Genomic DNA, 19,618 nt, shown 5'->3' with positions numbered 1-19,618 from the left:
TCAAGACCTGTGGATCGGCCTCGGGAGGGGTGCCTCGCGGAATGCGGAGGGCGTACCTTCCCGAGTGATCGACTGATGGTCATCGAGTAGGCCCGCGTTGCAGCGCGGGTCGGGAAGGCACGCCCGTGCTCAGCGTAGTCAACGACGAGGGATCCACCGAGACCGGCTCCTTGATGGACGACATCGTCCGTGAGGGCGCCCGGCGGATGCTCGCCGCCGCCCTGGAAGCCGAAGTCAACCAGTACATAGCCGAGTTGGTCGGTCAACGCGACGAGAACGGCCGCCGCCTGGTGGTCCGCAACGGCCACCACCGCGAACGGACCGTGACCACTGCCGCCGGCCCGGTCCAGGTGCGGGCGCCCCGGGTCAACGACAAGCGTGTCGACACGGAGACGGGCGAGCGCAAGCGGTTCTCGTCGAAGATCCTGGCGCCGTGGTGTCGGAAATCCCCGAAGGTCAGCGAGGTCCTGCCCCTGCTCTACCTGCACGGACTGTCCTCGGGCGACTTCGTGCCCGCGATGGAGCAGTTCCTCGGCTCAGCGGCCGGGCTCTCGCCGGCCACGGTGACCCGGCTGACGAAGCAGTGGCAGGACGACCACGCCGCCTTCCAGGCCCGTGACCTGTCCGGATCCGACTATGTCTACGTGTGGGCCGACGGTGTCCACCCCAAGGTCCGCCTCGGCCAGGTGCACTCCTGCGTCCTGGTCCTCATGGGCGTCCGCCTGGACGGCACCAAGGAACTCATCGCGCTCGCCGAGGGCCTGCGCGAGTCGACCGAGTCGTGGGCGGACCTGCTGCGCGACTGCCGGCGGCGTGGCATGCGCGACCCCGAGCTCGTGGTCGGCGACGGTGCGATGGGCCTGTGGCGGGCGCTGGCAGAGGTGTTTCCGCAGGCCAGACAGCAGAGGTGCTGGGTTCACAAAACCCGCAACGTGATCAACGCCCTGCCGAAGTCGGCTCAGCCCGGCGCCAAGAAGGCCCTGCAGGAGATCTACAACGCCGAGGACCGCGGCCATGCCATGAAGGCGGTCAAGGACTTCGAGCGGTCCTACGTCGCGAAGTGGCCCAAGGCCGTCAAGAAGATCACCGACGACGTCGACGAACTCCTCGCGTTCTACGACTTCCCGGCGGAACACTGGGTGCACCTGCGCACAACAAATCCGATCGAGTCAACCTTCAGCACGGTGAAGCTCCGGACCAAGGTCACCCGCGGAGCAGGCAGCGCGGCCGCCGCCCTGGCGATGGTGTTCAAACTCGCCGAGTCCGCCCAGGCCCGATGGCGTGCGATCACCGCACCCCAACTCGTCGCCCTCGTCCGCGCCGGCGCCCGCTTCGAGAACGGTCACCTCATCGAACGCCCCGAGGCCGCCGCGGCCTGAACAACCCCGCTGATCCACAACTCTTGACAATTACTCCGCTACCTGGCCCTCCGCAAGGTCCGACACACGATCCTGCGCCTCATCGGCGACCACTACCGCCGTCCCCAGGGAACCCACCGCTCCTGGCAGGGCTGCGACCTCGACCTCACCGGCGTCATCATCGACGGCAACCTGGACTTCGACGGCGCAACGTTCTCCGGCGCCAAGGTGACCTTCGACGGTGCGACGTTCTCCGGCGCCAAAGTGACCTTTGCGGGCGCGTCGTTCTCCGGCGGCGCTGTGTCCTTCGACGACGCGACGTTCTCCGCCTGCGTGATGTCCTTCTTCCGCGCGACGTTCTCCGGCGCCAAGGTGACCTTCCACGGCGCGACGTTCTCCGGCGGCATAGTGTCCTTCCATCTCACGATGGTGTCCGGCGGCAGAGTTTCCTTCCACGGCGCGACGTTCTCCGGCGGCAAGCTGGACTTGAACGTCGCGACGCTCTCCGGCGGCAACCTGGACTTCGACGGCGCGGGGTTCTCCGGCGGCAGAGTGTTCATCAACGGCGCGATGTTTTCCGGCGCCAGAGTGTCCTTCGACGGCGCGACGTTCTCTGCCGGCGCGGTGGCTATCAAGCACGCGACGCTCTCCGGCGGCATAGTGTCCTTCCTCAGCGCGACGTTCTCCGGCGGCGCGGTGTCCTTTCATGGTGCGACGGGGCCAGCCCCGCATGGGCTCCTCGACGCTGTCGGTACTCCTGTTCCTGCCGCAGTCGAGCTGCCCCCGGCTTGGCTGTCTCCGAATCCATAAAACCTCAGGGGGCGGAAACGGTCGATTCCACCCCCTCTCGCAGATCCAATCGGCTCGGCCCGTCGACCTGCCGGAACCGGCCGCCGATCCAATCGAATCCGGCCCCCCGTTCCGCCTCCCCATTCCGCCTCCGCTAGGGTGGTCCGCGGACACCGCCGGGCCCCGCTCGGCCCACCCGGGGAAGGCGAAGAGCACATGGCCGACCGGCTCTACCTGCGGCACTCCACCGACAAGCAGACCGACGCCCGCCAGCGCCACGCCCTGGCCCCGCTGCTGGCCGCCGGCGCCCCCGTCTACGAGGACCCCGCCACCTCCACCCGGCAGCTCTCGCTCGACCGCGCCGGCTTCACCCGGCTGCTGAACGAGGCCGCCGTCGGCGACACCATCCGCATCGCCGACGCAGCCCGGCTCTTCCGCTCGGTGGCGGACATCCTCGCCCTGCGGCCGGTGCTGATCCGCCGCGGCCTGCACCTGCGGGTCGAGTCCGGGCTGCTGTCCGGCATCGACCTCGCCTCCGACGACCCCGGCACCAAGATGATGGTGAACGTGCTCGCCGCCGTGCTGGAGTTCCAGCGCGACATGATCTCGGAGAACACCCGCGAAGGCGTCGCCGCCGCCGAAGCCGCCGGCAAGACGCTCGGCCGCCCCGCCGCGCTCGACCCCGACCAGGCGGCGAAGGTGGTCGAGGCGTTCGGCGAAGGCACCGCCGTCAAGGCCCTCGCCCGGCAGCACCAGGTCGACCCGAAGACGATCCGCCGCGTCCTGGACGCCGCCGGAGCCCGCGAACTGCCCGAGCAGCTCGACGTCCTCCCGGCCCCGGCCACCGAACAGCAGCCGGAGCCGGACCCGGTGATCACCCTCGACCTGCCCGGCCTGCTCGCCGACCACCTGCTCGCCGGCGGCGACGAGACCGTCCGCACCGCGCTCGCCTCCGGCCGGACCATCCGCCGCGGCCAGGGCCACTCCCTCCGGATCACCGCACCGCTCGAACTCCACCGCACCGCGCTGCAGCAGGCCGCCGCCCTCGCCACCGAATCCGCCAGCTCCGCCGAGCGCAAGGCCCACCGGGTCTACGCCACCCGCATCACGGCCGCGACCTGATCATCAGAGGCTTACCGCTAACCACGTCCTGATTGATCCCCGAAGCCGTAGTAGCGGGTGGCGGCCGCAAGTCCTTCTCGCCAGCGCGGCTCGTGGGGCGACAGGTGCGGTGGGCGGTCGTGTCCACCTGTCCGGCATACCGGCCCGGCGGCAGCGGCATGAACGGTCAGCTGGCAACGGGATCGCTGCGACGTCCCGAAGGTCCGCTTGGAGCTTGCCACCGCCAGGGTGTCGAGTGCACTGATCCACGACTCTGGCGGAACTTACTCCGCGCGGCCGGCGCCATCATCGTCGGCAAGACGAACGTGCCGGCCATGTGCCAGGACATCCAGACGTCGAACCCGGTCTTCGGCAGGACGAAGAACCCGTTCGACGAGACCAGGACCGCGGGCGGCTCCTCCGGCGGCCCGGCCGTGGCCGTCGCCGCCGGCCTCACCGCACTGGAGGTCGGCTCCGACCTCGCCGGCTCCCTGCGCCTCCCGGACGCGTACTGCGGCGTCTACGCCCTGCGCACCTCCCGCGGCGCCGCACCCGTCGTGCCGACCCGCGGCCACATCCCGCGCCCGCCGGGATGGCTCACCAGCTCCGACATGCTCGCCCTCGGCCCGATCGCCCGCACGGCCGCAGACCTGGACGTCCTCCTGGACGTGATCGCCGCTCCGGCCCCCGCCGACGCCGCCGCCTGGCGCATCGACCTCCCGGCCCCGAAGTTCACCAGCCTGCGCCAGTACCGCATCGGCCTGTGGGCGGACGATGACCACTGCCGCGTCGGCTCCGCGCCCCGCGGCCTCCTCGACCGGGTCACCCGACTCGTCCGCACCGCCGGCGCCACCGTCGACGACAACACCCGGCCCGTCGACCTCGCCACCAGCGACCACCTGTTCCAACGGCTGATGTACGCCACCGCCGCCGCGTCCGCCGACGACAAGGCCTTCGCCGCCGACTGCGAAGCCGCCGACGCGCTCCCCGACGACGACCCCAACGCCCTCCACCTCAAATCACGCACCATGCGGCACCGCGACTGGGCGCGCGCCGACGAGGACCGCCAGAAGCTCCGCGGCCAGTGGGCCGACTACTTCACCCAACACGACATCCTCATCACGCCGGCAGCACCGACCGCGGCCGTCGACGACCAGACCTCCGTCCCGCCGCCCCAGCGCCACATCACCGTCGACGGCGAACGCCGGTCCTTCTACGACCAGACAACTTGGATCAACCTCGCCGGCCCCGTCGGCCTGCCCTCGATCGTGCTCCCCGCCGGCAGCACGAACACCGGACTGCCGCTCGCCCTCCAGATCATCGGCCCGTACCTGTCCGACCGCACCCTGATCACCGCGGCCCAGCAACTCGCCCGCACCCTCCCGACACCCGTATCCCCACCCTCCTTCACCGCCTGAACGAGATCATCCCCGCGGGTGCGGGGAACAGATCACGGAGTCGTCGTCGCCCCACATCACGTCGGGACCATCCCCGCGGGTGCGGGGAGCAGCCGGTCCCTGCACCCGCGCAAGGCCCGGTCCCCGGGACCATCCCCGCGGGTGCGGGGAGCAGGGCCAGCGGTACATCATGACCCGGGTGCCGAAGGGACCATCCCCGCGGGTGCGGGGAGCAGATGCACTCCTCGGCAAAGAGCGCCGTGTAGTCGGGACCATCCCCGCGGGTGCGGGGAGCAGTCACTGGTACTCCTCCCCGAGTCCTGGCAGCGGGGACCATCCCCGCGGGTGCGGGGAGCAGACTTGCTGACCTGCGAGTTTATCCCGGGCCAAGTGGGGTTTCGGTTACTTTCTCCGATTTCGACAAAAGGCACATACCCGTTGCTCCGGATTTAAGGTGCGCCGAACCACGCTACAACTGTCGGGTGAGCCAGCGGGACCGCTGTGCGTTACCAGCAGTCGTCGGTCTCCTCCCACCCTGGATTCGGCTTCCGCAACGCCCCCTCCGATGGCACTCGCGACAGAAGAACCCCTACAGATCCCACTCGTCGGCCAGCAGCCCCAGAAGCCGCCGCTGCCGCTTCTGCAGCAGGGCCGGCACCCACTCCTGGTGCTGCAGCACCTGGCTGGTCAGGGCGAACGTGGACACGCCGTGCCTGCCGGTGAAGTACTTGGTCTTCTTCTCGGAGAAGTCGTAGTTCTGGGCGTAGGAGTTTTTCGTACGGTTGAGCAGGACGAGGTTGCCCAGCCGGTGTGTCCATTCCCCTCGCTGCTCGTCGGTGAAGTGCCGCAGCCACTGCGACCCCTGCTTCGGGTTCTGCGGCAGCACGTGCTCGACGGTGATGAGGGTGTGGTCGTACGAGACCCCGGGCTTTCCGGCCAGCATCTCGTCCAGCCGCAGCAAGATGTACTTGCGGGTCCTGGTGACGAGATAGATGTCGCCGTCCAGGCGCGCGAGCGTCTCGGCCTTCTCCGCATCCGTCAGAGTGAAGGAGGCAGCGTCCAGCCCCTTCCCCGCGTCGAGTTCGCGCAGGAGGTCCGCGTATCGCGTGACGCGGGGGGTGGTGTAGACGCGGCGGATGAACATGCTGGCCGCCAGCCGCTCCAGTGCGCGGAAGAACTCGTCGAGCCAGGCGGAGTCGTCACCATGGTTACGCAGCGCCCACAGGGCCGCCGGCCGCCAGTCGTTGTTGTCGAACTGCTGGAGTCGTTTGAACCAAGCGTTGACCTGCTCTGCTCCCGAGGACGCTGAGTAGCCGGCGTCACGGATCTGCACGTAGGCGTCCGCGTACGGCACGACGACGTCGTTGACGAACGACTCGGCCTTGCCGGGCAGGTAGTGGCTGAGCACCTGCTCGGGGAACTCCTTGAGCAGTTCCCGCTCGGCCCGCTTCATGGCGAACACCATGCGCAGGTGGAGGAAGAGGTCGGCGAAGTCGTCTCTCCCCAGGGCCTCCTCCGCGTCCTCCCACTTACGAGCGCACTCCTCCGAGGCCTTCTCGTCCAGAGGGCCGATGATGTGCGACTTGAAGATGTCCGTGGGCGACAGATCCATGCCCCGGGAGTTCATGACGCTGAAGATGCGGTGCGCGCTGGCCAGGTCAGGGGTGCTGACGATCACCAGGAAGGTGCGCTCGCCGAGCATCTGCACGAGATCCAGCCGTCGCTCCTCCGACCAGTCGGCGAGTATCGCGTGCAGCGCCTTCGCGTTGCGCAGGACGGCCTTCTGAGCATCCGTCGGCAGCACCTCCTCCTTGAGGGACCGCAGTGCCTCGGTCGCTCCCTTCGTTTGGACGTACTGCTGGAAGAAGCCGGCGTCACGCAGCCGCAGGGTGACCCTGGGCTTGGGGGCGAGCCTGCGTACCTTGTTGCCGGGCTCCGTGACCAGTTTGTCGAGATCGTTGCCCAGCTCGGGGTCCTCCGTCAGATCACGAAGGAGGGCGAGCAGGATGGTCAGGGTGGTGAGACGCTGCTGGCCGTCGATGACCTCGGCGGGCGCATTGCCCTTGGCCTTGACGAGCACGATGGATCCGAGGAAGTACGGCTCTTCCGTCCCCCTGTCCAGCGACTCCTCCAGGTCGGTCAGCAACTGGACGGCCTGCTCGGTGTCCCAGGCGTAGGGCCGCTGGTAGTCCGGGATCTTGAAGTCGTAGTCGCTGCTGAACACCTTGTGCAGGGACACTTCCTGCGCCTCAAGTTGCTGCATACCTCAATGATGTAGGAGCCGTTGGCGCTGTGTCCCAGGAGTGATGCGAGCTTGACTTCGGGACACTGGGAACGCTCCGGTTCGGCTCCTCCCGGGTACCGGGCAGCCGTCCGTTCGCAGGGTCCGTAAATCAGTCGACGGTCAGGGTGCGCCGTACCGGAGCAGTGACGACGCGGACCCAGGCCATGGCGCACTGCAGTGCGGCCTCCTTGCGCGTCTTGTACGGACCGCTGACCGCGAAGGACTCAGTGATGCGGTAGTTCCAGCCGTTGCGCCCGGCCCGACCGGTACCGCCGTACGACGGTTCAACGTGACCCAGGACCGTGCCGTCCTCGGCGATCAGGTTCCACCGGTGGGTATCGCGGTGGTCCGCGTCCTTGACCAGACGAGCACTGTCCGCGACGGCGCGGGCGGCCTTCTGCGAGAACCGCTTGCGCAGGGCAGGTCTCGTCCTCTTCGGAGCTTGCCTGTCCGGTGGAAAGGCTGGCGCTGAATCATCACGTGACGGTTCAGTAGGCGGAGCCTGCACTTCAGAAGGCGATGGGGCGGCAGCGGTGGCTTGGTCGACTACGGCAACAGGTGGGACTGCCTTCCGAGCACGAGCCGTCAGCACGACCGGGATCTGCGCCACAACGCCAAGGTCGGAGGCGTCCGGAAGCCGTTCGGCGCTCAGTGCCTCTGCCAGACGTCGGGCGGCAGCGGCCAGCCTGCCGGCGAGTTCCGTCGCGGGCACACCCGCGTACTCCTTCAGCAGCTCCCCCTCCTTACCGGGAGCGAGCCGCTGGGTCTGTTCCTGTTGCTGACGAGCACGATATGCCTTGGCCTGGCAGGCCCGTGAGCAGTAGCGGCGGGCCCGGGGACCACGCTGCGCGGGCAGTGCCCCGCCGCACACCTGGCACGTCGTCATGGTCCCCCTCATCCAATCGTCACGTGATGATTAAGAAGACACAGTATCGGCTCACCGTTCAATCGTCACGTGACGATTGCGGTATGGGTGGTCAGCAGGCCCTCGCCCGTGCCTTGGCCCGGGCGGCGTGCAGCGGGTTGTCAGTCTTGCCACGGGCGGGCTCGAGGTAGTGCTTGCGGACCGTGGGAGAGCCGGGCTTCCACCGGCCCTGCGCGGTCGGGTCCCCTCCTGCTTCGGAGATCTCCTGTGCCGGCCCCCGGCGCAGGCCGTGCGCAGTCACCGCGCGCCCACCGGGGGCACTGACACCGGCGAGCCGAGCGCGAGCCTTGACGATGTTTCCGATCGCGTCGGGACTGAGGAAGTCGCCGCGCGGCCCGGAGCGTAGGCGAACGGTCCCGCCGCGGGTGATGTGACGGAACACCGGGCCTGAACTGAAGCCCTGTCGGCGCAGTTCCTCCAGCCACGCCCGCACGCGGACAACGGGGCAGAGAGAAGGGTCGTCCGGGTCGGCCGGCACGAAGGTGTCCTCGCCGTGGGCGGCCTGGTCGGTCTTGGAGAACGCCACGCGCACGGTCACGCCGTCGTCCTCCACGACCAGGTGCTCGACCAGGAGGTTCGCGAGCTCGCTGCGGCGGGACAGCATTCCCCATCCGAGGGTGAGCAGCGCGGCGTCCCGGAGGGCCTTCGGCCGCTCGCGGTCGTCGGCCGTGACGCAGGTGGCCACCATGGCGGACAGAGCCGCAGTGCGAATCGGCGGCGCCTTCCTCGGCGCGCGGCGCCGGGCCCAGTCCCGGGCGTGTTTGCGGAGGATCTGCCGCGCCTCCTTGGTCCCGGGCTGCTGGCCGTCGGGGTGGGCGGAGCGGATGGCCGACATGTGCACCTGGACGGACGAGGGCGCCAAGTCCCTTTGCACCAGGTGCCCGACGTACTCCACGAACGTCGCCGTGGTGCAGGGCATCGGTACCCGGCCGTTCTCCACGCACCAGGTCCTGAACTGCCCGAGGGCCGAGCCGTACGTGCGGGAGGTGTTCGCGGGCGGGGCCCCATCGATCAGGTCGGCCGTCTCCTGCGAGACCCGGAAGTCCGCCTCGGTGTACGTCGGCAGGCCGGCCGTCGTCGGGACCGGGGCGTCCGGCCGCAGCAGCGTGTGCCGGTCGATGAGGGGTCGGTGTGCTCGCGCGTCCGCGAGGGTGGGAAGGGCTCGGTTCTCGCCCTCGTCGACCAGCTCTGCGTCGACCACTTCCCCTGCGCTGAAGTCGGCCACGTGCCCCTCCGTCAGACTAGCCTCGTATAAGGGAAATTATACGAGGCTAGATGCAGCAAGCCATCAGTTCACCGATGTCGGATGGCTCTGAAGATGCCAGTAGCGCAAGATTCATTTCAGTGGAGATTTCAGTAGCGCACGAAAGATTTCAGTGCGCTCACCCAGGGTGATTGGGGTCCGCAGGGCGTGGAAATCTTGTCCCCGCTCCCCGCTCCCCGCTCCCCGCGGGTAGCGGGACAGAGCCGTCTCCTCGTGCGTCAATCCGCCGGGGTGAGAGGTTGTCAACGACAGGCGCTCGCCAAAGTCAGTTCACGTTGCCGGGTTGCCCATCGCCTGCGCGGTGACGGTTGCCAGGACCTTGGCTCCGGGGTAGCGCTCTTCCAGTTCCTTGACCAGAGACTGCACCCGGAGAGGCGTCTCAGCAGGGCTGACTCCCCGCAGCAGGGGGAGGGGTGGCGGTTCCTCGCCGTTCGACCATTGCCCCTCGATGACCAGGTCCGGCCCGATCAGTCGCCACCCCTGCTCGTGAGCCTCCTGGGCCTGCCGCGCGGGCGGGGGCGTCCGTATTACTCGCAAGGTCAGCGTACGCCCGACATATGGTCCCTTTCGGACTGGCTCCGGCAGCGCTGGCTGGGCGCGGCGGGGCTCAAGTGGGTGCCCGCGGCCGATAGGCCACAATCGCGGGGCGTGCCGTTCGGAGTCGTAGGCCGACAGGTACGGTCGGCCGGTGACCGGGTTGATCGTCTTGCGGGCCTGTTCGATCCACCGCTCCAACTTGCGGGAGTATTGCGCACGTTCACCGGGTGCTTCTATGACGGGGAGCCCGTAGACCTCGGAGATGGCGCGTTTGGGAGAGAGCCCGAGCTGCAGCGCGTACCTGTACAGGGTTGCGATGGTCTCCGCGCGCAGTTGTACCCCGTTCTGCTTCTTCCCGTGGGGCGAAGGGAGGCCCAGTGAGACAAGCCAGATCGAGCTGCGGGGCACCTCACGGGAGGCCTCGGCAGCCTTCTTGATCCGCTGTACCAGCTCAGGGTCGTCGCATGGCCGCCGGGCGTTGCGCCTGGTGCGTGGTGGAGAGATGTCCCGAACCTCCCCGGCGCTCCAGGTCCGCCAGCTGATATCGACCTCGATTACCCACCCCGGCCACCCGTAGAGGTCTCGCAGGACGAGGCCTTGGTTGGTCAATGCTCCCGACGCCACGTGTCCACTATCGCAAGTGCCCCATGTTCGATGGCCTTCCGTCGCCCTGCAGAAAACCCCCGATTTTGTCGGCCAGGATGTGGCGGTGATCGTCGCGAGCCTTAGAAGCCGTTGTCGTACCGTTCTCGGGACTTGGTGATCGAACGGTCGTCCCGATCGGGTGGTCGTGGTGTGCTCGGCGCATGAGAGGAGGGCCTCCTGAACAGCTCGCTGGTGTCGAATCACCGAGCATCAGGAGGCCCTGGTGTCGCAGTCTTGCGTGCCGATGCCTGTGCAGTCCACCGCGGGCACCCGGGAGTGTGACTGTCTGGCTCACCGGTTCGGAAACGCTGCCGACCATGCGCTGCACGAGCGCCGTTACCCGAGTGACATGACGGACGCGGAGTGGGCGGTGGTGCGGCCGCTGCTGCCGGAGCCTGGCTGGATGCGCGGCCGGGGCGGGCAGCCGGAGGCGTACTGCCACCGGGCGATGCTGGACGCCATCGCCTATCTCGTGGACAACGGGATCAAGTGGCGGGCGATGCCGGTCGACTTCCCGCCGTGGGACCGGGTCTACGCGTTCTTCCGCCGCTGGCGCGACCACGGCCTGGTCCGGGAGTTCCACGACCGGCTGCGCGGGCAGGTCCGCGAGAAGGCGGGGCGGGATCCCCGGCCGACGGCCGGGATGATCGATTCGCAGTCGGTCAAGGCGGACGCCGTGGTCGGCGCCGACAGTCGTGGCTTCGACGGCGGGAAGCTGGTCAACGGCCGCAAACGGCACGTCGTGGTCGACACCCTCGGCCTGCTGCTCGGCGTCATGGTCACCGGCGCGGATGCCGGCGACCGGGCCGCTGCCCGCGTCCTGCTGGAACAGGTTGCCGCTGCCCACCACCGCCTGGCCCTCGTCTGGGCCGACGGCGGCTACACCGGCAGCCTCGTCGAGCACTGCCTGGCCACGTTCGCCCTGGTGGTGGCGATCGTCAAGCGCAGCGACAACGTGAAGGGGTTCGTGGTGCTGCCCAAGCGGTGGATCGTCGAGCGTCTGTTCGCGCACCTGATGCGCAGCCGCCGCCTGGCCCGCGATTTCGAGCGCCGTGTCACCAGTGCCGAGGTGATGATCTACTGGTCGATGACCGCCCTCATGATCCGTCGCCTGGCCCGGCCGCACCGGGAGCGAGGGTGAACTGTCCGGGAGTGGGCTCGGCCAGCCAGCCCCGGGCGACCAGGCGTTTCGCCTTCGACCGCAATGCCTCCACCCGTGCCGGCACCACGTCCATGCCGAACCCCGCGGCCATTTCCTGGCACGTCACAGGCCCCTGCTCCAGACGGGCCCGGTCCGCGACTGCTTGAACGATCCGCTGGTAGTCGACCGACAGCACCGACGAGGCCATCCCCGCACGCCACACCGGCACCTGCGATTTCGGCCGGGCCGCATCACGGGATGTCGGCCACCCGCCCGCTTCCCGCGGACCGGCAGCGTCCTGAACGCCGGCACCGGCGGCTCCGTCGGGAGCCAGAACCGTGTCGACTCGCCGCCGGGCGATCAACCACTCCCGCAATTCCTCCTCGGCCGCGGCCAACTCGGCCTGGACGCGGTCGGCTTCCTCACGAAGCCCGTCGACCCGGCGTCGAGCAGCATGTTCCTGTTGTTCCAGCAGTCCGATGATCGAGGGCATTCACGGCCTCCCACGGAACGACAACGTGACAGGCCACTACTTTCACGGACCTACCGCACCCATCCACGACCTGCGGAAACCCACTGATCACACTCGGAAAGACAACAGCTTCTTAGCGCAGGGCTCCTGGCACTTCCGCCCAGGGGCTTACGAGCAGAGCCTGCTCGCTCCCCGCCTGAACAGTGCTGTGAGCAGGCCCGAGCCGAGAGGCGCGGAGATGGATACCTGGCACGTCGACCTAGACCTCGTTGTCTTGCTCCTGGTCGGTCTGCTGACCGCTTACGCGGCGTACAAGTGGAAGGATCTGGCAACTCCCCTCACCGTGGGGGCCGTCGTCGTGACACTTCTCGTGCTCCTCCTGCAGGGGCAGGACGGAGGAAGCTCCGAGCAGCGGGTACCACCGACCTCCTGCGCCTATGAGGTCGAGCGTTGCCAAGAAGGTGGTGGAAGGGCCCCCGCGACGCCGATTAGCTGTTGCTGGCCATGACGTTGGTGACGCCCCTTGCCGATGTTGACCTTCGAGTTGGTTGAAGCTCAATGATGGCGAGGTGCCAAATTCCGAGCTGATGCCGATCGGGGTCTTTGCCCAGCGCAGTGGCCTGACCTCCAGCGCGTTGCGGTTCTACGCCGACTCCGGGCTGCTGCCTCCTGCCGAAGTGGACCCGGTCACGGGCTACCGCTACTACGACGCCGACCAGCTGGCGCGGGCGACCGCACTGCGTCAGCTCCGCGAGATCGCCATGCCCCTCGCTGCGGTCGAGTCGGTCCTCGACGCCGAGACCGAGGAGGCGGCACGGCTGCTCGACGAGCATGTCGCCAAGATCGTGGGAGATGCGGCTGCGGCACTGCAGAAGGCTGGTGTCATCAAGTCCGCGCTTGGTGCCAACGTGTCTGGTCTGCTGATCGCCACGCTGAAGGGCCCTGTCCTGGCGGATGCGGTCGAGCAGGTCCTGACCGCGACCGCGCAGGAGCCGGGGATGGCGGTGCTCGCCGGCCTGCACATCGAGGCGAGTCATGAGGCGATCGCCCTTACGGCGACCAACCGATACCGGCTCGCCACCCGGACCCTGGTGCCGCCAGAACCACCGGCACAGGTGTGGGTCGGCACGGTAAACGGCGACGATCTGCGGGCCGCAGTCGCCGAGGTCCGGCGCAGTGCGCGGGTCCGCATCGAAGCGGTGCCGCATGGGATCTGGCTACGCATGCCCGAGCGGGAGGACCGGCACTGCCGGTTGCTGTCCGAGGAATTCCCCGACCACCGGCTGATGCTCGCGTCCCTGGGAGAAGCCACTACTCGCGCGACGGTCTCGAAGGACCTGCTGCTGCGCGCCCTGGAAGAACACCCTGGCGAACGCATCGCACTGCACATCGGCGATCACGTAGTGAACGTCCGGTCAGCAGACGACGAGCACCCCGGCATCCCGCTCCCCGCCACCGTGACGGGCGAAGACCTCCAGATCCGGTTCGAGATGACCACGCTCTATCCCGCCGTGAGCACGGCGATCGGCCCCGACGTGATGTTCGACCTGAGGGGACACGATCGGCCCCTCACGATCCGCTCCGCCGACCGCGGAGATCTCACCACCCTGGCCATGCCCATCAAGTTCGACCACTCAGCCTGAGAACGACAACGAGGAACCCCATGACCACCACACCTGCCAGCCCCGACCCGACCATGGAAGCCATCGGCCAAGCCGTCATCGAAGGCCGAACGGGCGACATCATTTCCGCCCGCCACAAGCTCCTGAACCTGTGGTCGGCGATCGGCGTCACCGGCGACCCGCTGCACCGTTGCTCACTCGCCCACTACCTGGCGGACCTCTACGAAGATCCCGCCCAGGCCCTCGCCTGGGACGTTCGCGCCCTGGACGCTGCCGACGCCGCGACCGAACAGCGCGTCCAAGAGCACCACGCCAGCCTCCACATCTCCGGGTTCTACCCTTCCCTTCACCTCAACCTGGCCGACAACTACCGCCGACTCGGTTCCTTCGACGCTGCCACCGAGCACATCAACACGGCCAAGGAGCACGCCCCCAACCTTCCCCAGGACGCATACGGTGCCTTCCTGCGCACGGCCCTTGACGAGGTGGCAGAGGCCATTTCCCAGCGAGACACCGCCAAGCGGCCCTCCGTGCCCGGTCCCACTGCATGACGCACCGGAACGCGCCCCTCACCGTCGAGGGGCGCCGTCGGCTGGTCGAGCGTTGCCGGACAAGGCCGATTGGGCACGTCACGGCCGAGATGGGGGTGTCCCGGGCATGCGCATCGAAGTGGGTCAATCGATATCGGAGCCACGGCGAACTCGGGCTGGAGGACCGCTCTTCTGCGCCCCACCACCAGCCGACCACTACACCGTCCGAGGTCCTCATACTCATAGAACAGTTGCGCCGGACCCACAAGTGGTCCGCGTCCCGGATTGCCTTCGAGTTGGCCCAGGCCGGATCGCCAATCAGCCGACGGACCGTCAGCAGGCACTTGGCTGAGCTTGGCATCAGCCGACGTCGATTCATCGACCCGAATGGTGAGGTCAACCGACAACCGCGAAAAATCCAAGCCCGACGGCCAGGCCACATGGTCCACGTCGATGTGAAAAAGGTGGGCCGCATCCCCGACGGCGGAGGCTGGCGCGCACACGGACGCGGCAGCGACCAAGCCAAAGCCGTCAGCCGGAGAAAGAAGACCGAGCGCGGCGGCTACGTCTATCTGCACTCGGCCATAGACGGGTACAGCCGTCTCGCCTACACCGAAGCACTGCCTGACGAGAAGGCCACCACCGCGATCGCCTTCCTGCACCGTGCGCGCGCCTGGCTGGCCGCACACGGGATCACACGCATTGAACGGATCGTGACAGACAACGGCGCCTGCTATCGCGCCGAGAGCTTCACCCGGGACCTCCTAGTGCTCTGACCGGGAAGGTTCGCCGGGTTGGCGTTCGGAGCGGTTGGATGGGCGGTGACGTCCGTTCTGATCGCTGGAGGTGTGGTGGCCGAGCCTGTGCGGGTGCGCAGACTGACCGACCAGGAGGGGCAGAAGCTGCAGCAGATCGTGCGCCGGGGAAGTACAAGCTCGGTGCGCTACCGGCGGGCGATGATGCTGCTCGCGTCCGCCGGCGGGAACCGTGTCCCGGTGATCGCCCAGTTGGTCCAGGCCGACGAGGACACAGTGCGCGACGTGATCCACCGGTTCAACGAGATCGGTCTGGCCTGCCTGGACCCTCGATGGGCGGGAGGCCGTCCCCGCCTGCTCAGTCGTGACGACGAGGACTTCGTCGTCCAGACGGCCACCACCGGGGCCTTGACCCCGGTTCCTGGACACGGGTTATGCGGCTTGCGCCAGCGTAGTTGATGTCGTTCGGATGGTGTTCTCGTAGGCGATCGGACTGCGGTGTCCGAGGCGGGAGTGACGGCGTCGGGTGTTGTAGCGGTGCAGCCAGCGGAAGGCGTCGAGGCGGGCCTCGCTCTCGGTGGACCAGTGCTTTCGACCCTGAAGCGTCTCGCGTTTGAACGTCGCGTTGAAGGACTCGGCGAGCGCGTTGTCCGCGCTGGAGCCGATCGTGCTCATGGACTGGCGGACGCCGGCCTTGCGGCAGGCGTCGGCGAAGGCCCGGCTGGTGTACTGGGCGCCGTGATCGGTGTGCAGGACCGCCCCGGCGAGGCTGCCGCGGGTTTGTTCGGCGGCGGCCAGGGCGTCGGTGACGAGATCGGTGCGCATGTGATCCGCGATCGCCCAGCCGGCAAGGCGCCGTGAGGCGAGGTCGATGACGGTGGCCAGATAGAGGAACCTCCCGCCGTCCAGCGGGAGATAGGTAATGTCGCCGACGTACTTCGTGTTCGGCTTGCTTGCGGTGAAGTCGCGGCCGATGAGGTCCGGGGCCTTCGCTGCGGCCTGGTCCGCAACAGTGGTGCGGTGTCTGCGGCGCAGACGCACGCCCGCCAGACCGGCACCCCGCATGACGCGCGCGATCCGCTTGTGGTTGACGCGCTCGCCCGCCTCGCGGAGCTCGGCAGTGATCCTTGGGACGCCGTAGGTGCCGTCCGACTCGCGGTGCACGGCCCGGATCCGGGCGGCAAGGCGAGCGTCGGCCGCCTGCCGGGCGGCCCGGTCCGCAGCGGTGCGGCGCCAGTAGTAAAAGCTGGAGCGGGCGATGCCGAGGATGGTGCACAGCCGCTTCGCGCCGTAGCGGCGGTGGTGGTCGGCGACGAACTGGAAGCGGTTCACCAGCGCGTCTCCCCGGCGAAATACTTCGCCGCCTTGCGCAGGATCTCGCGTTCCTCCTCCAGCTCGCGGACCTTCCTGCGCAGAGCGGCGTTCTCCGCCTCCAACGGCGTGGGCGGCTCGGCCGGCACCTCGGCCCGGCGTCCCCGGGGCCGGCTCGCACCAGCGGCCCGGACCCAGTTACGCAGGGTCTCGGGATTGATCCCCAGATCGGCAGCGACCTGCCTGATCGTGGCTTCGGGCCGCGACCGGTACAGCGCGACCGCGTCCGCCTTGAACTGCGGCGGATAGTTCTTCATGACCACGAGATGTCCGTTCTCAGATCCTCAGGATCCAGTGTCTCGTGTGTCCAGGATCAAGGGTCAAGGCCCCCCGTCCCACCAAGCTCGGCCAGCCCTTCACCCGCTGGTCGATCCGCAAACTCGCCGCCTACCTGCGCCGCGTGCACGGACATGTCATCCGCATCGGCCGCGAAGCGTTACGGTGCCTGCTCCTGCGCCGCGGCATCACCTTCCAGCGCACCAAGACCTGGAAGGAGTCGCCCGACCCCGAGCGCGACGCCAAACTCGACCGCATCGAGCACGTCCTGGAGCACTTCCCGGACCGGGTCTTCGCCTTCGACGAGTTCGGGCCCCTGGGGATCCGGCCCACCGCAGGCTCCTGCTGGGCGAAGCAGGGCAAGCCCGACCGTCTGCCGGCGACCTACCGCCGCACCCATGGTGTGACCTACTTCCACGGCTGCTACTCCGTCGGCGACGACCGGTTGTGGGGAGTCAACCGCCGCCGCAAGGGCACCGCCAACACGCTGGCCGCGCTCAAGCCGATCCGCGCCGCCCGATCCGACGGCGCCCCGATCTACATCATCCTGGACAACCTCTCCGCCCACACCGGCGCCGACATCCGCCGCTGGGCGAAGAGGAACAAGGTCGAGCTGTGCTTCACCCCGACCTATGCGTCCTGGGCCAATCCGATCGAGGCGCACTTCGGCCCACTGCGGCAGTTCACCCTGGCCAACTCCCAACATCGCAGCCACCCCGCGCAGACCCGGGCCCTGCACCGCTACCTGCGCTGGCGCAACGCCAACGCCCGCCACCCCGACGTACTCGCCGCACAGCGCAAGGAACGCGCCCGCATTCGCAGCGAGAAGGGCATCCGCTGGGGCGGACGCCCACTCGCCCCAGCAGCCTGAACGAACTGGTGTTCCTGCCCGCTGGAGCTCCTAATCGTCGAACTCGAAGCCCGAAGTCTCCGCCCGCCACGGCCTGTCCGTCGCCGTCCAGTGCGCGCTCGCCGTCCGTGACGTACTACGCTCCCGCCCCCTCACCGAACCCGGCACCGCCCGGCGCATACAGCGCGCGGCAGCCCGTCCCGTCGGCGCCGCATGGAACCTGGCAGTCGGTCAGGACGCCCTCTACCCGGGCGCCTCCGACACCCCCGCCCACCGCCGTGGAAAGGCTCCTCGCCCGCTACGTCGACCGCTGCGTAGAGACCGGCGCCGCCAACCCCCGCGCCCTCAACACCCTCCTCGACGTCATGAGCCTGCTCGAGCCCCCGACCCGCCCGTTCTCCCCCGACATGCTCCGGCCCATGCTGTTCGGCCCGAAGAGGAAACTCCTGCCCGGCGCCCCGCTCCGAGAACAGGAACGCAAGGCGGCACTGAACTGACCAAGATCGTTCTTGCAACAGTTGTGCAACTCCGCCGAGCCTGCCCGGCGGCCCGGCCGGGGGACAACCGGGCCGCCAAGCAGGGGTCTTATCCGGCGCGCTCCAACTCCCAGAACAGTTCGTCCAGACCCATGAGCCGGAAGGAATTGAGCCGGCGCACCATCTGGGAGGCCAGGACGGTCGGCAGGAGCGGGTGGCCGTACGGGATCGGTCCGGCCGGCCGCTCCACGACCTGCACGCCCTGGGAGCCGTAGCCGTAGCCGACGCCGTTCACTCCGTACAGGGGCGCGCCCTGTGCCAGGAGCACCATCGGGTCGCGCGTGAGGTGCGGGCACAGGTCGGCGGCGGTGCGCGCGTGCCGGGCACACACCGGTGGCTGGTTGGTGAGGATCCCGGGGTCGTCGGGGTCCACTGTGTTCGGGCCTGCGAGGAAGATGAACCCGAGGGGGGTCCGTGCGCGTTCGGCGCAGACCTGGCAGCGCATCGCCTGCATCGTTCCCCGCTGCCGCAGAGGATGCATCATGCGCCACTGCGGTTTGCCCCTGGGCTCGCCGAAGTCGTCGACCGCGCCGAAGGAGCAGCGGGCCCACAGCACGCCGCGCAGGTCGCGGTCGCGGGGGTCCTCGTCGGCGTAGCGCAGCCGGTAGCGGCTCCCCGGCCCTCCGATGGGGGTCAGCAGCAGATTGTCAGGGGCCGCATCCTCCCCCTCGCGCTGAATGACGAACGGGACGAGGAGCGGCTCGGTGCGCACGGTGTTCTCGCTCGTACGCGGTGAGGCGGTGTGGGTCATTGTGCTTCCTTTAGACAGCGGACGGCGACGAGCCGCTCGAGGAGTTCGTTGGCGGTCCAGCCCAGCCGGCGCAGGTGCCCGACGGCCGTCCAGTGGTCGCCTGGCGGGTCTTCGCCGCGCAGCGTGCGCGCCTGCTCGATGAGCCGCGCCGCGACGGGGTCCCGTTCGGCTCCGGTGGCGACGGCGATGTCCGACAGCCGGATGAGGTGTCCGCGGAGCCGCTCGGCGATCTCCTCGGTCGCCTCTTCGGCCGGCGGGACGTCGTCCAGGACCACGGCGACGTCGTCGAGGAGGGCGCCACCGTCGAACGGGTTCCAGTCGTGAAGTCTGTTCAGGACGGTGGCGAGCTCTCCGCCGGACAAGGGCGGGGTCCACGGACGTGTCGGGCTCGCGGTGCCGGGCGCGGTCACGCTCGGCTGTCCGGTACGGCGAGGGTGCACCAGGTGGTGGTTCCGGCGTCGCTGGTCCCCCAGGTGCCGCCGTGAGCGGAGGCGAGGCGGTCGACGAGGAACAGGCCGCGACCGCGTTCGGCGTCGTCGTCGGCGTGGCGAACGACCGGCAGGCCGGTTGTCTCGCCATGGACGGCCAGGCGCAGGAAACCGTTCCGGACCGTCATGGTGAAGGTGACCTGTGCGCCAGTCCCGTGCCGAATGGCGTTGGTGACCAGCTCCGAGACGATGAGCTCGGCGTCGTCGACCAGCGGTTCCAAGCCGCAGAACCGCAGCCGGGCCGCGGTCAGCCGCCGCGCCATCCCCACACGGCGTGTGTGCTGGTCGGGGATGGCGTCTCCGGTCCCTGGCGGGCAGACCTCGAAGCACACGCTCCCCTGGTCGTCGGTCGGACGAGGGCGTTCCGGCCGCCGCTCGCGGCAGAGGTCGCCGGCTGCCTCGACGGCGCCTCTTCTCCATGGTGGTGCGCTGGTCACCTCTGCTCCCAAGGGCCGAGATCGGTACTTGACTCGTAAGAGGTAACCGTGCGGTCACTGTCTGCGGGTACCGTTGGCAACAGGTGGGA

Annotated in this window: 16 protein-coding genes, 4 pseudogenes and 1 CRISPR repeat array; of the genes and pseudogenes, 11 read left to right on the top strand and 9 right to left on the bottom strand. The window is 68.7% G+C overall.

The features are described from left to right. Nucleotides 1-125: 125 nt before the first annotated feature. From AC5L3C_RS37690 to AC5L3C_RS37675, 4 genes are all read left to right on the top strand, one after another. Entirely contained in the window at nt 126-1,379 is a 1,254-nt protein-coding gene (locus tag AC5L3C_RS37690) for an IS256 family transposase (protein ID WP_493649863.1), read from the top strand. Nucleotides 1,380-1,586: 207 nt separating this feature from the next. Then, nucleotides 1,587-2,168, top strand: coding sequence for a pentapeptide repeat-containing protein (locus AC5L3C_RS37685; protein ID WP_493653698.1), 582 nt, complete (start codon nt 1,587-1,589; stop codon nt 2,166-2,168). Between the two features lie 195 nt (nt 2,169-2,363). Beyond that, the gene (locus tag AC5L3C_RS37680) at nt 2,364-3,269 is read left to right on the top strand and encodes a recombinase family protein (protein WP_493653696.1); all 906 of its coding nucleotides are present in this window, start codon (nt 2,364-2,366) and stop codon (nt 3,267-3,269) included. A gap of 158 nt (nt 3,270-3,427) precedes the next feature. Next, a complete protein-coding gene (locus AC5L3C_RS37675) occupies nt 3,428-4,666 on the top strand; it encodes an amidase family protein (protein WP_493654199.1) in 1,239 nt (412 codons plus the stop codon). 2 nt (nt 4,667-4,668) lie between these two features. Then, nucleotides 4,669-5,003: a CRISPR direct-repeat array (repeat unit 29 nt; unit sequence GGGACCATCCCCGCGGGTGCGGGGAGCAG). 231 nt (nt 5,004-5,234) lie between these two features. On the opposite strand, the gene AC5L3C_RS37670 is transcribed toward AC5L3C_RS37675, so the two are convergent. From AC5L3C_RS37670 to AC5L3C_RS37655, 4 genes are all read right to left on the bottom strand, one after another. Then, complete coding sequence (locus tag AC5L3C_RS37670) at nt 5,235-6,908, bottom strand: DUF262 domain-containing protein (protein ID WP_493653695.1); 1,674 nt, start codon at nt 6,906-6,908, stop codon at nt 5,235-5,237. Nucleotides 6,909-7,038: 130 nt separating this feature from the next. Then, nucleotides 7,039-7,641 carry a hypothetical protein gene (locus tag AC5L3C_RS37665; RefSeq protein ID WP_493653693.1) on the bottom strand — a complete coding sequence of 201 codons (603 nt, stop codon included), beginning with the start codon at nt 7,639-7,641 and terminating at the stop codon, nt 7,039-7,041. Nucleotides 7,642-7,906: 265 nt separating this feature from the next. Beyond that, nucleotides 7,907-9,079, bottom strand: a complete 1,173-nt coding sequence (locus AC5L3C_RS37660) for a site-specific integrase (protein WP_493653692.1) — start codon at nt 9,077-9,079, stop codon at nt 7,907-7,909. Between the two features lie 309 nt (nt 9,080-9,388). Then, nucleotides 9,389-10,279 carry a hypothetical protein gene (locus AC5L3C_RS37655; protein WP_493653690.1) on the bottom strand — a complete coding sequence of 297 codons (891 nt, stop codon included), beginning with the start codon at nt 10,277-10,279 and terminating at the stop codon, nt 9,389-9,391. Between the two features lie 370 nt (nt 10,280-10,649). Between AC5L3C_RS37655 and AC5L3C_RS37650 the strand changes: the two genes are divergently transcribed. After that, nucleotides 10,650-11,441 carry an IS5 family transposase gene (locus AC5L3C_RS37650; RefSeq protein ID WP_472094517.1) on the top strand — a complete coding sequence of 264 codons (792 nt, stop codon included), beginning with the start codon at nt 10,650-10,652 and terminating at the stop codon, nt 11,439-11,441. Here the strand turns inward: AC5L3C_RS37650 and AC5L3C_RS37645 are convergent. Next, nucleotides 11,398-11,934 carry a hypothetical protein gene (locus tag AC5L3C_RS37645; protein WP_472094515.1) on the bottom strand — a complete coding sequence of 179 codons (537 nt, stop codon included), beginning with the start codon at nt 11,932-11,934 and terminating at the stop codon, nt 11,398-11,400. The two genes, AC5L3C_RS37650 and AC5L3C_RS37645, sit on opposite strands and share 44 nt — an antisense overlap. Nucleotides 11,935-12,482: 548 nt before the next feature. Here AC5L3C_RS37645 and AC5L3C_RS37640 point away from each other — a divergent pair. The 4 genes and pseudogenes from AC5L3C_RS37640 to AC5L3C_RS37625 form a co-directional block, all read left to right on the top strand. Next, nucleotides 12,483-13,556 carry a DNA polymerase III subunit beta family protein gene (locus AC5L3C_RS37640; protein WP_493654198.1) on the top strand — a complete coding sequence of 358 codons (1,074 nt, stop codon included), beginning with the start codon at nt 12,483-12,485 and terminating at the stop codon, nt 13,554-13,556. Nucleotides 13,557-13,576: 20 nt separating this feature from the next. After that, a complete protein-coding gene (locus AC5L3C_RS37635; RefSeq protein WP_493653688.1) occupies nt 13,577-14,086 on the top strand; it encodes a hypothetical protein in 510 nt (169 codons plus the stop codon). Further along, nucleotides 14,083-14,817, top strand: a pseudogene (locus AC5L3C_RS37630) (helix-turn-helix domain-containing protein); the annotation flags it as partial. The gene AC5L3C_RS37635 and the pseudogene AC5L3C_RS37630, both read left to right, overlap by 4 nt. Nucleotides 14,818-14,916: 99 nt before the next feature. Then, nucleotides 14,917-15,222, top strand: a pseudogene (locus AC5L3C_RS37625) (helix-turn-helix domain-containing protein); the annotation flags it as partial. Nucleotides 15,223-15,252: 30 nt separating this feature from the next. Here AC5L3C_RS37625 and AC5L3C_RS37620 read toward each other — a convergent pair. Then, nucleotides 15,253-16,454, bottom strand: a protein-coding gene (locus AC5L3C_RS37620) for an IS3 family transposase (RefSeq protein WP_106963209.1) whose coding sequence is annotated in 2 segments (ribosomal slippage) — nt 15,253-16,163 and nt 16,163-16,454 — 1,203 coding nt in all. Because the reading frame shifts where the segments join, the coding sequence is not laid out codon by codon here. Between the two features lie 68 nt (nt 16,455-16,522). On the opposite strand from AC5L3C_RS37620, the pseudogene AC5L3C_RS37615 reads away from it, so the two are divergent. Together AC5L3C_RS37615 and AC5L3C_RS37610 are read left to right on the top strand one after the other, a co-directional pair. Continuing rightward, nucleotides 16,523-17,338: pseudogene (locus AC5L3C_RS37615) on the top strand (IS630 family transposase); the annotation flags it as partial. 67 nt (nt 17,339-17,405) lie between these two features. After that, nucleotides 17,406-17,814: pseudogene (locus tag AC5L3C_RS37610) on the top strand (pyridine nucleotide-disulfide oxidoreductase); the annotation flags it as partial. 88 nt (nt 17,815-17,902) lie between these two features. On the opposite strand, the gene AC5L3C_RS37605 reads toward AC5L3C_RS37610, so the two are convergent. From AC5L3C_RS37605 to AC5L3C_RS37595, 3 genes are read right to left on the bottom strand one after another with little or no spacing between them, the layout of a single operon-like run. Then, nucleotides 17,903-18,604 (bottom strand): hypothetical protein, encoded by a 702-nt coding sequence (locus AC5L3C_RS37605; RefSeq protein WP_493653687.1) that lies wholly within the window; start codon nt 18,602-18,604, stop codon nt 17,903-17,905. Next, nucleotides 18,601-18,966: a DUF6415 family natural product biosynthesis protein gene (locus AC5L3C_RS37600; RefSeq protein ID WP_493653685.1), complete on the bottom strand. Its 366-nt coding sequence runs from the start codon at nt 18,964-18,966 to the stop codon at nt 18,601-18,603. Before AC5L3C_RS37600 ends, AC5L3C_RS37605 begins: the two co-directional genes overlap by 4 nt. 44 nt (nt 18,967-19,010) lie before the next feature. Then, nucleotides 19,011-19,529: an ATP-binding protein gene (locus tag AC5L3C_RS37595; RefSeq protein WP_493653683.1), complete on the bottom strand. Its 519-nt coding sequence runs from the start codon at nt 19,527-19,529 to the stop codon at nt 19,011-19,013. Nucleotides 19,530-19,618 lie beyond the last annotated feature (89 nt).

Source organism: Streptomyces speibonae (genome assembly GCF_984686075.1).
Note: the sequence above shows the minus strand (reverse complement) of the source record. Positions and strands in the feature narration are given on the sequence as shown.

What these genes read in the sequence shown, in the direction of transcription:
- AC5L3C_RS37605 (WP_493653687.1), bottom strand. Translation starts at nt 18,604, where the DNA reads ATGACCCACACCGCCTCACCGCGTACGAGCGAGAACACCGTGCGCACC.
- AC5L3C_RS37680 (WP_493653696.1), top strand. Translation starts at nt 2,364, where the DNA reads ATGGCCGACCGGCTCTACCTGCGGCACTCCACCGACAAGCAGACCGAC.
- AC5L3C_RS37670 (WP_493653695.1), bottom strand. Translation starts at nt 6,908, where the DNA reads ATGCAGCAACTTGAGGCGCAGGAAGTGTCCCTGCACAAGGTGTTCAGC.
- AC5L3C_RS37675 (WP_493654199.1), top strand. Translation starts at nt 3,428, where the DNA reads ATGAACGGTCAGCTGGCAACGGGATCGCTGCGACGTCCCGAAGGTCCG.
- AC5L3C_RS37645 (WP_472094515.1), bottom strand. Translation starts at nt 11,934, where the DNA reads ATGCCCTCGATCATCGGACTGCTGGAACAACAGGAACATGCTGCTCGA.
- AC5L3C_RS37650 (WP_472094517.1), top strand. Translation starts at nt 10,650, where the DNA reads ATGACGGACGCGGAGTGGGCGGTGGTGCGGCCGCTGCTGCCGGAGCCT.
- AC5L3C_RS37635 (WP_493653688.1), top strand. Translation starts at nt 13,577, where the DNA reads ATGACCACCACACCTGCCAGCCCCGACCCGACCATGGAAGCCATCGGC.